Genomic DNA, 13,135 nt, shown 5'->3' on the forward strand with positions numbered 1-13,135 from the left:
CTGCAGGGTTGCGGTTTAAGGCTGCACCCGTTTTCGCGAGCGTGCACAGGGTGGAACACGTGGACGAGGCAAAGCGCTAGACTTGTGCGCATGCCTTTCGTCAGAAACTACCGGCGCTACCGCGCGGATACCGTGCTCCACCGGTCCCTCGACGATTTCTGCCACGCCGAGCTCACCCCCGGCATCCAGGTCATCGGCTACGAGGACGCGCTGCTGGAACTGATGGTGGTCGACCGGCAGGCGGCCACCACCATCGTGGTCTTCCACGCCGCCGCGGACCCAGCGACGACCAGCCTGCCGCTGTTTGTGGGCCAGCAGTTGACCGAAAATCTGGACGCCAATCTGGTCTTCGTCTCCGATCCGATGCTGGGGCGCAGCACCGCCATCGGGTGGTTCACCGGTTCGCCGTCCCTGCCCCTGCAGGACGATCTGGTCCGCGCCCTCACCCACATCCAGGACGGGCTGGACAACGCAGAACACCTCATCTTCTACGGTTCCTCCGCCGGGGCCTTTGCCGCGTTGTACTACTCGCACCGCTTCCCCGGCTCCCTAGCCATCGTGGCGAACCCGCAGACCACCATCGCCGGCTACTACCCCGGTCACGTCAAGGCCTTCCTGGACAGCAGCTGGGCGGGCGCGCCGATTGAGGACATCCCCGCCGTCACTGACGTCACCCCGCTCTACGCCGAGTCCTTTCCGAACCACGTGGCCTACCTGCAGTGCAGCGACGATGAGCTCCACGTGACCCAGCACTGCCGCCCCTGGAAGGAGGCTACCGCCGACCACGCCGGGCGCCGCCGCTTCCTAGTCGGCGACTGGGGCCCGGGGCACGCGCCACCGCCGTTCTATCTCCTCCAGGGCATCCTGGAATTCGCCGTCTCCCTGGGCGGGCACTGGGACGAGCTGCTGGCCGACGACATGTTCAGCGACAGCATCACGCCCTAGCCAGCCTGTTTGGCCTTGAAGGCCTGCCAGTAGCGCAGGAACTCCGCGTTGGCTTCCTCATCCTGGGCCGAGTAGTACTCGATGCCGGCCTTGTCCAGCCCCGCGGTCAGCGTGGCGCGCAGCGGCTCCGGGTAGTTGCGGTATATCCGCCCGTCTGCCTTGCGCATGAAGTCAAAATCCATGCCCCGCACGTCGCGCACGATCTGCTGGCTGAACCCACGCACCAACTGCCGGGCTAGGTCGGGGTGCCCCAGCCAACTCAAGTACATCGCGGTCAGGTCCGTGGTGAAGTTATCCCCGAAGGTGAAATAGGGCTCCGGCGGCATCTCGATGCGCGGAAGGCGCACCGGCGTGCCCGCCGCTGCGAGCACCGCCTCGACCAGCGCCCGCTTGCGCACCAGCTTTTCCTCGCGGGGTCCCGCCAGCGACTGCAGCGAATCTGCCAGCAGCTCGGGCGCGTTGTGCGCGAGCACCAAGACCGTGCCGGCCTCGGTCAGGCCCAGCGTCGGCGCCGCGTTCGTCATCCCCGCTGCCGCAAACGGCGGGAACGTGAAGTTGTTCTCATAGGCGCTGCCCCGCTTGAACCGGGTCGATTCCAGGATGGAACCGAAAGAGCAGTACTCCGCGCGCGTGGTGGCCGCGGTCAGCAGGGTCCCCAGGCCGATAAACGACCAAGAGTTCGCCCGCAGCGGGGTGCGCACGACGTTGGTCTCCACGCGGATCGGGTCGAAGCGCTGAAAGAACTCCCGCTCGCGGCTAAACCTTCCGCCGAAATCCAACGAGACCAGCTCATGATCTTCCGGCAGCAGGTAGCGCGCCGCCAGGGAGTCAAACCCGCCGGAAAAGTTCAGCACCGCCTTGCCCGCGATCGCTTCCGTCACCCCGCCCGGCGCGGTACCCGCCCCGCCGGGTGCGCCTTCGGCGTTGACTTCCGCCTGCGTCCACTCCGCAATAGCCTCCCGCACACCGGCGGATACCTCGAAGCCGAAATCGATGCGCTCGAAGTTCTTTCCCGTCAGCGTCGATAGCGCCAACGCCAAGCAGTCACCCGTGACCGCGACATCACGATTAAACGTGAAGCTCACGCGGACCGGCCGCTGCGCCCGTGCGGGAAGCCGGCGCCACAGCTTCTCCGGGCCCCATTCCGGCGGCCCCGGCAGGTCCGTGTGCACCACCAGGGACCGCTTAGTCCACGTGTGCGGGTGAAAAGATATCCGAGAAGTCACCCCTCTAATCTACCTGCCACAGCCCACTCATTCCGCGCTGCCAATACGATTCCAGATAACCTCTCCTGCCTGGCGATTTGTGTTATTCGGAGGTTTCCTAATATAGTTATGTCTCGTTGCAGCGAGCAGTCGTTGCAGCGAATGGATATTCCTCCATAGCTCAGTTGGCAGAGCATTCGACTGTTAATCGAAGGGTCACTGGTTCGAGCCCAGTTGGAGGAGCAACACAAGCCCGCTGTTTACAGCGGGCTTTTTCTTTTTTCCTAAGTACAGCGCTAGCCCGCGGCGAGTCAGGTATACGTAGAGATAGCCACACCGTCCACGACTGATGGCCAGGCAGGCAAGTCTCCCCTCTCCCTCCCCGAAAGGCTCCACCATGCGCCGCACACTTCCCCTAATTTTCGCCTCAGTTCTTCTCGTCAGCGCGTGCGGAGGCGAGCAAAACACTCCTTCCGAAAACCCCACTTCTGCCTCCTCTACTAGCAGTGCGTCCACAACCTCCAGCGAGAGCACCAAGCCAAGCACTTCACAGGTAACCAGTAAAGAACAGAGTTCCGAAGATCCTGCGGCACAGTCCCCAGATCCCGCAGCCTCAGCTACGGAACCGCAAGAGCCTTACGTTGTAGAGTGCCTCCCTGGAACGCCGGGCCCTTCGCTGATGTCGGACGGAACCACTCAACCTACTGACTTCTGCGCCAATCAAGAAGGCGCTGAAGAGTATCGCGAGGCCGAGGCCAACGCCGGACTTCCCGATCCCGCGACCATCCCCTACGCAGACGGGGGAACATGCCCTGCGGCAATTTGCGGATACGGCCACGATGAGAACGGCAACCCGAACCCCTCCAGTGGCGAAATACAAAGTTGGTGGATGAACTGCATTTCCACCAACTCGGAAGAATTCTGCCGAGCCAACGACCCCTACACGAATTAGGCCGCTTGCGACCTCCTCAGCAAGCCAGCAGGCTCCCCAGCTCGGATGAGGCGGTCGGCTGTGCACTAATCCCCCCCCCGCGAAGCCAGAAATCAGGAATACAACCCCGCTGACGGTTTCTAGTCAAGGCATCCATGTTTACCCCGTAATCACCCCCGGTATAGGGCATTGTCGCAGCATAGGGGTTTGTGAAAGTGTTTGTGGGCAAACGTAGAGTGCAATAGACATATTCGCCTGGTTTCGGCGTGGGGGTAAAACGCAAAGTGGGTACGGCGTGGGTGTGGCTTCAATACACTGGGCCGTACGACCTTGGATTTCGCAGTCGCGCCTTCGCGGGTGAGCCAAGGAAGCTTTTCGCCGCGAGCCCGCAAGCGCGCTCAACACAGAAAGCAGGCCCATGACAGCAAGTGAACAACCTGATACCCGAATAGACCTCATCTGGTTGTCCGAACAAGACATGATCGACGCCGGCGTGACGGATGCCGCCAAGTGCGTCGAAACCATGGAAGAAACCCTCATCCTGCTCGACAAGGGTGACTACCGCATGGCTGGTGCCTCCGCCAACAGCCACGGCGCGCAGATCAACTTCCCCGATGACCCGGAGTTCGAGGGGATGCCGGCCAACGGCCCCGACCGCCGCTTCATGGCTATGCCGGCCTATATCGGCGGCCGTTTCAACAACACTGGCGTCAAGTGGTACGGCTCCAACGCGGACAACCGTAACCACGGGCTGCCGCGCTCCATCCACGTCTTCGTCCTCAACGACACGGTCACGGGCGCGCCAAAGGCCATCATGTCCGCGAATCTGCTCTCCGCCTACCGCACCGGCGCGGTCCCGGCCGTGGGCGTGAAGCACCTAGCCGTGGACAACGCCGAGGAAGTCGGCATCATCGGACCGGGCGTGATGTCGCGGACCATCCTGGCTTCCTCGATTACCCAGCGCCCGTCCATCAAGCGCGTCAAGATCAAGGGGCGCACGGCAGCCTCCACCGAGCGCACCGCGAACTACCTGCGCGAGCAGCACCCAGATATTGAGTTCACCGTCGTCGACAGCGAGCAGGAGGCGGTGGAAGGTTCCGATATCCTCATTGCGGGCACCTCGACCTCCCAGGACGGCCCGCAGGGCTTCCCGTACTTCAACAAGGACTGGCTCAAGCCCGGCGCGCTGGTGCTGGCCCCGGCCGCGGCCCGCTTCGACGACGACTTCGTGGCCTCCGGCGGTGCCCGCCTCGTCGTGGACTACAAGGGCCTGTACGCCGAGTGGTTCAACGAGAACGGCCCCGACGTGACCTACGAGCGTCTGCTCGGCATCCCCGGCAACCGCTGGTGGGACATGGTCCAGGAGGGCAAGCTGGAAGAGTCCGACATCGCCAATATCGGCGCCATCGCCGACGGCCAGGCACCCGGCCGCACTAACGACGAGGAGATCTTCTTCTACTCCATCGGCGGCATGCCCGTCGAGGACGTCGCGTGGGCCACGGACGTCCTCGACCAAGCCCGCGACAAGGGCCTGGGCACCCCGCTCAACCTCTGGGACGTGCCGGCGCTGTCCTAGAGCACCGGTGCCAGCCCAGCACCCATCTCTTTCCCATTATTTCTCATCCCCAACTACACCCTAAGGCGTGTTTTTTACAGTGAGCTTGCAAGCTTCCTCAGTCCACGATGTCATCGACTTCATCCAGGCGGAACAGGTCCGCTACCTCGATATTCGCTTCAGCGACGTGTTCGGCGCCGAGCACGCCCTGACCGTGCCCGCCCGCCTGCTGACGGAAGAGACCGCCCGGGAGGGCTTCGCCTTCGACGGCTCCTCCATCCCCGGTTTCGCCACCGTCGATAAGTCGGATATGACGCTCATCCCCGATCCGGGCACGGCGTACCTCGACCCGTTCCGCGCCCACAAGACGCTGAACATGCAGTTCTTCGTCCGGGATCCACTCTCCCAGGCCTCCTACTCCCGCGACCCGCGCTCCATCGCCCAGAAGGCGGAGGCCTACCTGCAGGAGACCGGCATCACCGATACCTGCTCCATCGGCGCGGAGGCGGAGTTCTACGTCTTCGACTCGGTCCGCTACTCCTCCGGCGTGAACCACTCCTTCCACCAGGTCGACTCGGACGAGGGCTGGTGGCGCTCGGGCGAGGAAACCATGATGGACGGCAGCCCGAACCGCGGTAACCAGATCCGCATCAACGACGGCTACTTCCCGGTTGCGCCTTACGACAAGACCATCCCGGTGCGCGACGACATTGCCTACAACCTGGAGCTCATAGGCTTTGACGTCGAGCGTTTCCACCACGAGGTAGCCACGGGCGGCATCCAGGAGGTCAACTATCGCTTCGCCAACCTCCTCCGGGCCGGCGATGACATGCAGGCCTTCAAGTACGTGGTGCGCAATACCGCGGAAAGCCACGGGCAGACGGCCACCTTCATGCCCAAGCCCTTGGCCGGCGATGGCGGCTCCGGCATGCATGCCCACCAGTCGCTGTGGAAGGACGGCAAGCCGCTCTTTTACGACGAGACCGGGTATGCCGGCCTGTCCGACATCGCCCGCTACTACATCGGTGGGCTGCTCAAGCACGCACCGGCTGTGCTCGCGCTGACCAACCCCACGGTCAATTCCTACCGCCGTTTGTTCTCCGGCTTCGAAGCCCCGGTCAACCTGGCCTATTCCCAGTCCAACCGCTCCGCGGCCATCCGCATCCCCCTGACCGGCGAAAACCCGAAGGCCAAGCGTATCGAGTTCCGCGCCCCCGATCCTTCGGCCAACCCCTACCTGGCGTTTACCGCGCAGATGATGGCCGGCATCGACGGCATCCTCAACCGCATCGAGCCCGGCGAGCCGGTGGACAAGGACCTCTACGAGCTCTCCCCGCAAGAGCGCAAGGACATCCCCCAGGTCCCCCACTCCCTGGAGTCCTCGCTCGCGGCCCTCGAGGCCGACCACGAGTTCCTCACCGCCGGCGACGTCATGACCGAGGACTTCCTCGAGGCCTACGCCCGGCTCAAGTTCGACCGCGAAATCCTGCCCCTGCGGCAGGGCCCGTCCCCGAAGGAATTCGAGCTGTACTACAACGTCTAATTCCTGGGAGACTACCCTGGCCCTAGGTGTGCATTATCCCAGTTCAGTGGGTTATGGCACAGCCGAAAAGCAAATTTGTAGTTAAGAAGCAAACGCCCCACTTTTTCAAGTGGGGCGTCGCGATAAGTACGGTAAGTATTGCGGTTTGGGATCCGCTTTTCATGGGTAATGAGTCTGAGACTCGGCCCATCGGGCGCTTGCTTCTAGTCTGAGACTAAGGCTTCAGCGCCTGATTGGATCATACCCCACCCCTAAGTTCTGTCAAGGACAGCTCATGGCTTGTTTGGAGTTTCAGCAGGTCGGTTCGACAATCGTTGAAACACGTTTCGCCTAGTGCAGCCGCAATGTCTTTCGCCAATCGTGCCTTCGGTGTTTTGTCGTCGAGAAAATGCTCCAACCCATTGTCTTCAATTATCTTTCTCGCGTGAAATACCGCGCTAGCCAACAAATCGGCGATTTGCAGTGGAGGGCAGGTCCTAGAATCGAAACTAACTGCGGTGACCACTCGCTTGTTTCCAAATCTCTTATTTAAACCGGCAGCAAGCTCATCACCATACGAAATCCTTTCTGGGACATCAATGTGATCTACCATCAGCACACTCACTTCGCGCCGAGTTATAAGCCCTCGAAGCAACCGGTCGGTGGCGAAGCGGTGCCCCTGCCATTGATCCCTGTTAGACCACGGGTCAAAATGCCGTTTATCTAAAACAAACGCTCCAAAGGTGCACCCTGCTGACACTGCTTCCGAAAATAGTTCGGCAAGTATCGGCTCGGAACTCTTTGTCACCTTAGAAAACTTGATTTCTTCGGCTTTCGTAAAACTATTTCTATCGCGACAGGCTTTGATAGCTCTAGAGAGCTTATCCGGATCAGTAGTCCTCACCGCTGCTGTCACAAAGTGTTTCCCGAGAGAGCCCTTACTCCCAGCCTCATCCACAAAGTACGCTACCCCCTCTGTAGACAAGGGGAGATGGACTTGAGGAGGGCTCTTGGGAGACAAGCTATCCATGAGTTCAGTTACCGAAGCCGTTCGGATCGAATTGTGTATTCTACCGATCCTGAAACTCGGCAACCTCCACCACCAGCAAAATCCGCCCTGGGGTGTTCTCCCAGGGCGGCGCAAAAAGCCGCTAGTCCTGCGGGAAAAGCCCCTTGGCGGCGCTCAGCTGCGTGGCGGGCTGGCTGGGATCGGCCGGGGCATCATCGTCCGGCAGGAGGCCGGGGCGGACGTACTCGTCGGCGGCGTCGACGAATTCCTGCGGCGGGGCGAAGAAGTTCGCGCCCGTCAGCGGGGTGGAAAAGTCGAGGATGCGGTCGTAGTTGCCGCGGGGCTCGCCCAGGAACATGCGGCGCAGCATCAGCTCGGTCACGCGAACGTCGTTGGCGTAGCTCATGAAGAAGGTGCCCTGCTCGCCGGTGCCCTTGCCGAAGGCCAGGTTGTCGCGGACGATCTCCAGGGAGTTGCCGTCGACGTCCTCCACAGAGTTCAGGAAGACGTGGCTGTTGTGCGGCTTATCGGCGTCGTCGAACTCGATGTCCTCGGCCTTGGTGCGGCCGATGACGCGCTGCTGCTCTTCGACGCCGATTTCCTCCCAGTCCTTCAGGTTGTGGGTGTATTTCTGCTCCACGATGTAGCTGCCGCCGGCCCACTGGCCCTCAGCAATCAGGGCGGCGTCGGCGCCGGCGCGTCCCTGAGGGGACTCGGTGCCGTCCACGAAGCCCAGCGGATCGCGGAAGTCCATGTAGCGGAAGGCGTGCACCTCGTCGAGGGTTTCCACCTCGTCGCCCAGAAGCCCCTTGATGCGGCGGGTGAGCTCGAAGGCGCGGTCGAATTCGTCCGAGCGGATGTGGAAGAACAGGTCCCCGCCCGTCGAGGGCGCGGAGTGCTTGTCACCCTCCAGCGGCACGAAGTCGTGCAGCCCCTCCGGCTTCGGCGCGGTCGACGGGTCGAAAAGCCGGTCCCACAGCTGGGAGCCAATACCCACCACGGCGCTCAGGTGCGAATGCGGATCGCGGAAGCTGACGCCATCGACGGTGCCGGACAGGCCGGTCAGGGCATCGATAGCCGCCTGCTCCTGGCCTTCGGGCACCTTGAGGTTGATAAAGAATGCCACCTTGGTCTGCGGCAGGATGATCGTCTGGGAAAGCTCATGGGGTTGCATGTTCCCCAGTATAGAAGGTCGCGCGCGCCCCAACCGGCGGAACGCGGGGGCGAATTCCGCCGCGGGGCGGCCGCACCCTAGTCCGCGGCGGACGGCGCGAAGTCCGGCAGGCACTCGCCCAGGCCGAACAGGTTCGCGATGGCCGCGACCGAGCGCGCCGCGCCCTGGCCGTCGCCGTAGGGGTTGACCGCATTCGCCATGGCGGCGTAGGCGGCGTCGTCCTCGAGCAGGAGGCGCGCCTCCGCGGTGATGAGGTCGCGGTCGGTGCCGACCAGCTTGACGGTGCCTGCCACGACGGCCTCGGGGCGCTCAGTATTCGAGCGCATCACCAGCACGGGCTTGCCCAGCGCCGGGGCCTCCTCCTGGACTCCGCCGGAGTCGGTCAGGATGATGCTCGCGCGGTTCTGCAGCTGGGTGAACTGGTCGTACGGCAGCGGGTCCGTGATGATGACGTTGTCCAGATTTTCGACCTCCGGCAGCACCGCCTGGCGCACCTTCGGGTTCAGGTGCAACGGCAGGACGAAGTAAGTGTCTGAATATTCACCCGCCAGGTCCGCGACCGCGTCGCCGATATTCTTCATCGCGTCCAGGTTCTCCCGGCGGTGGGTGGTCACCACGACCAGGCGCTTATCGGTGGCCGCGGCGGCCTGCAGCGCCGGATCGACAAACTCGGTGTCCCAGCCGGCGGCCTCGAGCAGCGCGTCGATGACGGTGTTGCCCGTGACCACGATGTCCTTGCTGCGGAAATTCTCCTTGCGCAGGTTTTCCATCGCACCCTCGGTCGGCGCCAGGTGCAGCGCCGCGACCTGCCCGATGATCCGACGGTTGGCCTCCTCCGGGAACGGGGAGGAGATATCGCCGGTCCGCAGGCCGGCCTCCAGGTGGATCACCTTGACGCCGCGGTGGAAACCGGCCAGCGCCGCGGCCATCGCGGTGGAGGTATCCCCCTGGGAGATGATCGCGTCCGGGTTCTCCTTGGAGATCACCTCGTCCAGGCCCACCAACGCCCGGGAGACCAATTCGTTCAAGCCCTGCCCCGGCTTCATCAGGCCCAGATCGTGAGCTGGGGAGATCCCGAACATGGAGTTGACCTGCTCGAGCATTTCCTTGTGCTGGCCGGTGGATACCGGCACGGATTCAAAGCGATCATCCTGGTCGAGGGCCTTGATGACCGGCGCCACCTTGATGGCTTCTGGGCGGGTACCGTAGACCGTCATGATCTTCGGGGCAGGCATTACGCTCCTTTAGCGAATTTAGGAATACAAAAATGAGTGTGTTTACCTGTAAGGACATTACCGAGGATCAAACAATCCCGCTACCGCTACGGCACCCGCAATGGTGTGAATTTCCCGCGCGCTCCCCCGCCACGCGGGCCCCCGCCCTGCCCTCGGCGGGGTTAGTTAGGCTGATTCCTGTGAACACGCCAGCAGCAAAGCGGCCCACGCCACGCCTGCTGCGGCCTCATTTGTCGCCGGCACGGCCGGCACCATTCCCATGTCCACACCCTAAATATATAGTGCTCAATGCATATACGGAAGACTAAGAAAACACTTCGCCCTCCCCACCCCCGTTCGGGCGGGAAGGGAAAATGGGTAGGCTAGGAACGTAAAAAGCACCACACCTATCGCCGATTTTCGCAAGGGAGTAATTTACCGCCCATGATTCAGTTCGTTGTTGGCGCCGCAGCCGGGTACGTCTTCGGCACTAAGGCCGGCCGCAAGCGTTATCACCAGATCAAGGGTGCCTACCAGAAGGCCGTCAATTCCCCCGCCACCAAGTCCGCCCTGCGGTCTGCGCGCAAGGCCGTGGCCAACCGCCTCGACCCGGAACCGCGCATGCGCGAGGTCAAGGACCTGCGTTCCCGCGGCTCCCGGTCCGCTGCGCAGCCCGATATCCCCCGGGACCGCATCTACGAACCCGACGAGGACTAGCCTCGCTCTACCTCGATTAGCCGTGCAAGAGCGCGGGCCCGTGCGGCCCGCGCTTTTTCTATGCCTTATTCACGTCACCCAGCCGGCGGGAGGCAGGGGTTCGGGGGTGCTTTTGAAGGTGCGCTGGGAGTGCTTTGGGTGCGCGTTGGGTGAGCTACAGCGCCCGCTCGTTGAGCTCGCGGCGGGCTTGTTCCAGGGCCACCAGATCGGCGAAGAGGCTGTTGTAGGCGCGCTCGTCGTCGCTGGGGCGCATGCGGCCTAGGCGGGCCTTGAGCTGGGCGATCTGGTCGGCCACGCGGGATTCCTGCAGGCGGGACAGCACGGAGTCGGCGTAGCTTTCCAGCGGGATATCGCCGGTGGGCAGGATGGTTTCCACGGCCAGCTCCGAGACGAAGTTGCGGCCGGTCAGATCGCGCATCTGGCCGGCGACGACGGCGAGCCACTCGACGTTGGGCAGCTGCGCGCCGCGCACGGCGCCGCCCTCGGCGGCGATGGCCTCCCGCACTATCCGGTAGGCGTCGTTGGTATAGGAGTCCGCCGGCAGGCTGTCGAAGTACTCGCCCACCACGGCCGGGTGCTGGAGGGCCAGCTTGAGGGCCTCGCGCTGCGGCCACAGGTGGGTCTCGTTGGGGCTGGGCGGGCGGATGGCCGGCACGTCCTGCTGGGCGGGCTGGGCCTGCGCGTGGTCGAAGCGCTTGGCCTGCATCACCGGCTTGCGCTGGGCGTTGGAGCGGTTATCCCGGGCGGCCTGCTCGACCTGGTGCATGACCTCTTCCGGATCCGGCCAGCCCACCCAGCCGGCCAGGCGGCGGGCGTATTCGCGCTGCAGGGGCTTGTCGCGGATCTGCGCGACGACGGGGACCGCGCGGCGCAGGGCCTGCAGGCGGCCCTCGGCGGTATCAATCCGGTAGCCGGAAATCAGCGACTCGATGACGAACTCGAACATCGGGATACGGTCGGCGACCAGCTCGCGCACGGCGGCATCGCCGCGCTTGAGCCGCAGATCGCACGGGTCCATCCCGTCCGGGGCGATGGAGACGAAGGACTGGCCGGTGAATTTCTGCTCGCCCTCGAAGGCGCGTAGGGCAGCCTTCTGCCCGGCCTCGTCGCCGTCGAAGGTGTAGATGAGCTCGCCGTTGAAATAGCTGTCGTCCAGCATGAGGCGCCGCAGCAGCTGCAGGTGCTCCCCGCCAAACGCCGTGCCGCAGGAGGCGACCGCGTTGGGCACCCCGGCGGCGTACATGGCCATCACGTCCGTGTAGCCCTCCACGATGACGGCCTGGCGCTGCTTGGCGATGCTCGACTTCGCCACGTCCAGCCCGAAGAGCACCTTGGACTTGTGGTAGAGCATGGTCTCCGGGGTGTTCATGTACTTGCCCAGGTTGTCGTCATCGAAGAGCTTGCGCGCGCCAAAGCCGATGACGTTGCCGGCCATGTCCTTGATCGGCCACAGCAGGCGGCGGTGGAAGCGGTCGATGGGGCCGCGCCGGCCCATCTTGGACAGCCCGGCGGCCTCCAACTCCTCGTAGTCGAAGCCCTTACGCAGCAGGTATTTAGTCAACGTATCCCAGCCGTCCGGGGCGTAGCCGCACTCGAAGTCGTAGATGACCTGCTGGGAAAAGCCGCGGTCGAGCAGGAAGTTGCGGGCCGTGGCGGCCTCCGGGGTCTCCAGCTGCTGGCGGTAGAACTCGTGCGCGGCTTTGTTGGCCTGGATAAGGCGCTGGCGGGTGCCCGGTTTCACGTCGCGGGCGCCGGTGGTCCCGCCCTGGTAGTTGATGTGGTAGCCGATCTTCTGCGCGACGGCTTCGACGGCCTCCGGGAAGCTGAGCTGTTCCATCTCCATGAGGAAGGTGAACACGTCGCCGCCCTTGCCCGTGGAAAAGCAGTGGAAATAGCCGCGCTGGGGGCGCACGTGGAAGGACGGGGTCTTTTCGTCCTTGAAGGGAGACAGGCCTTTCATGGAGTCGTGCCCCGCCGGTTTGAGCTGGACGTATTCGCCCACGATCTCCTCAATCGGTGCACGCTCTCGGATCTGCTGAATATCGCTTTCCGGAATCCTGCCTCGCGCCATGTGTAATAGCGTACCCAGCACCGCAAACCGGCGCCCAATTTCGGTATCGGCTGGCACACCTGTTACAACTTAAAGCCATGGCGAAAAGCGGTAGCTCCCAAAAATCGTGGCCGGTGGCCTTAGGCGGGCTCGCGGTGGTTCTCATCGCGGGCTATTTCGGCCTGGACTTAGGCGGTAACTCCGGCGCGGGTTCGGGTGCGCAGACCGGTTCCGGCGGCGCGGGGAGTTCGGAGGCTGCCGTGTCGGCCGAGAATGACACCTGCGAGCTGTCTACCCTGCCGGCCGAGGCCGCCGAGACCGTGGAGACCATCCAGGCCGGCGGGCCCTACCCGCACCCGGACAACGACAACCAGCGCTTCGGCAACTACGAGGGCGTGCTGCCGGACCAGGCCTCCGACTACTACCGCGAGTACACCGTGGAGACCCCGGGGTTAAACCACCGCGGCGAGCGCCGGATCGTGACCGGCGGCGGCAGCGAGACCGACCCCGAGCACTGGTACTACGCCTCCGACCACTACGAAAGCTTCTGCGAGATCCCAGATGCCGAACACTAAACGCGTACTGATCACGGACCACCTGCGCAGCGAGGCCGACTTCTACCGGGCGCTGGGCAACCTGCGCCAGGCCGGCGAGCGCCCCGCCCCGCGCAACCTTAACGCCCTGGCCGACTTCCTGCGCGAGCTCGGCCTGGATTCCATCGTCTGCGCGAACTGGTGCCTGCCCGAGGCCGACTCGCGGCGCCTGCGCCGGGTCCTCGACGACCTCGGCGTGCGCCTGCTGCGCTAGCGGCGC

At 63.7% G+C, this 13,135-nt stretch carries 11 protein-coding genes and 1 tRNA gene; 7 read left to right on the forward strand and 5 right to left on the reverse strand.

Annotation, left to right across the window (positions count from 1 at the left end; all coding sequences use genetic code 11):
• Positions 1 to 90: 90 nt before the first annotated feature.
• Positions 91 to 945 (forward strand): hypothetical protein, encoded by an 855-nt coding sequence (locus tag VVR85_RS07185; RefSeq protein WP_368520258.1) that lies wholly within the window; start codon positions 91 to 93, stop codon positions 943 to 945.
• Here VVR85_RS07185 and VVR85_RS07190 read toward each other — a convergent pair.
• Positions 942 to 2,171, reverse strand: a complete 1,230-nt coding sequence (locus VVR85_RS07190) for a hypothetical protein (RefSeq protein WP_368520259.1) — start codon at positions 2,169 to 2,171, stop codon at positions 942 to 944. The two genes, VVR85_RS07185 and VVR85_RS07190, sit on opposite strands and share 4 nt — an antisense overlap.
• A gap of 149 nt (positions 2,172 to 2,320) precedes the next feature.
• Here VVR85_RS07190 and VVR85_RS07195 point away from each other — a divergent pair.
• From VVR85_RS07195 to glnA, 3 genes are all read left to right on the forward strand, one after another.
• Positions 2,321 to 2,393, forward strand: a tRNA-Asn gene (locus tag VVR85_RS07195).
• 1,106 nt (positions 2,394 to 3,499) lie between these two features.
• Positions 3,500 to 4,657 carry a tyramine oxidase subunit B gene (locus VVR85_RS07200; protein WP_368520260.1) on the forward strand — a complete coding sequence of 386 codons (1,158 nt, stop codon included), beginning with the start codon at positions 3,500 to 3,502 and terminating at the stop codon, positions 4,655 to 4,657.
• A 79-nt stretch (positions 4,658 to 4,736) separates the two neighbouring features.
• Positions 4,737 to 6,179, forward strand: a complete 1,443-nt coding sequence (gene glnA, locus VVR85_RS07205) for a type I glutamate--ammonia ligase (RefSeq protein ID WP_409338190.1) — start codon at positions 4,737 to 4,739, stop codon at positions 6,177 to 6,179.
• Between the two features lie 238 nt (positions 6,180 to 6,417).
• On the opposite strand, the gene VVR85_RS07210 is transcribed toward glnA, so the two are convergent.
• The 3 genes from VVR85_RS07210 to wecB form a co-directional block, all read right to left on the reverse strand.
• Positions 6,418 to 7,188 carry a DUF3800 domain-containing protein gene (locus VVR85_RS07210; protein ID WP_368520261.1) on the reverse strand — a complete coding sequence of 257 codons (771 nt, stop codon included), beginning with the start codon at positions 7,186 to 7,188 and terminating at the stop codon, positions 6,418 to 6,420.
• A 121-nt stretch (positions 7,189 to 7,309) separates the two neighbouring features.
• On the reverse strand, positions 7,310 to 8,341 hold the full coding sequence (locus VVR85_RS07215) for a Dyp-type peroxidase (protein ID WP_368520262.1): 1,032 nt from the start codon (positions 8,339 to 8,341) through the stop codon (positions 7,310 to 7,312).
• A 77-nt stretch (positions 8,342 to 8,418) separates the two neighbouring features.
• Positions 8,419 to 9,576 (reverse strand): non-hydrolyzing UDP-N-acetylglucosamine 2-epimerase, encoded by a 1,158-nt coding sequence (gene wecB, locus VVR85_RS07220; RefSeq protein ID WP_368520263.1) that lies wholly within the window; start codon positions 9,574 to 9,576, stop codon positions 8,419 to 8,421.
• A gap of 423 nt (positions 9,577 to 9,999) precedes the next feature.
• On the opposite strand from wecB, the gene VVR85_RS07225 reads away from it, so the two are divergent.
• Positions 10,000 to 10,272 carry a hypothetical protein gene (locus VVR85_RS07225; protein WP_368520264.1) on the forward strand — a complete coding sequence of 91 codons (273 nt, stop codon included), beginning with the start codon at positions 10,000 to 10,002 and terminating at the stop codon, positions 10,270 to 10,272.
• Between the two features lie 154 nt (positions 10,273 to 10,426).
• Here VVR85_RS07225 and dnaG read toward each other — a convergent pair whose 3' ends face one another.
• The gene (gene dnaG / locus VVR85_RS07230) at positions 10,427 to 12,343 is read right to left on the reverse strand and encodes a DNA primase (RefSeq protein WP_368520265.1); all 1,917 of its coding nucleotides are present in this window, start codon (positions 12,341 to 12,343) and stop codon (positions 10,427 to 10,429) included.
• 77 nt (positions 12,344 to 12,420) lie between these two features.
• On the opposite strand from dnaG, the gene VVR85_RS07235 reads away from it, so the two are divergent.
• Together VVR85_RS07235 and VVR85_RS07240 are read left to right on the forward strand one after the other, a co-directional pair.
• The gene (locus tag VVR85_RS07235; protein WP_368520266.1) at positions 12,421 to 12,897 is read left to right on the forward strand and encodes a ribonuclease domain-containing protein; all 477 of its coding nucleotides are present in this window, start codon (positions 12,421 to 12,423) and stop codon (positions 12,895 to 12,897) included.
• On the forward strand, positions 12,884 to 13,129 hold the full coding sequence (locus tag VVR85_RS07240) for a hypothetical protein (RefSeq protein WP_368520267.1): 246 nt from the start codon (positions 12,884 to 12,886) through the stop codon (positions 13,127 to 13,129). Before VVR85_RS07235 ends, VVR85_RS07240 begins: the two co-directional genes overlap by 14 nt.
• Positions 13,130 to 13,135: the final 6 nt, after the last annotated feature.

Source organism: Corynebacterium sp. LK2590, assembly GCF_040946105.1.
Classification (GTDB): Bacteria; Actinomycetota; Actinomycetes; order Mycobacteriales; family Mycobacteriaceae; genus Corynebacterium.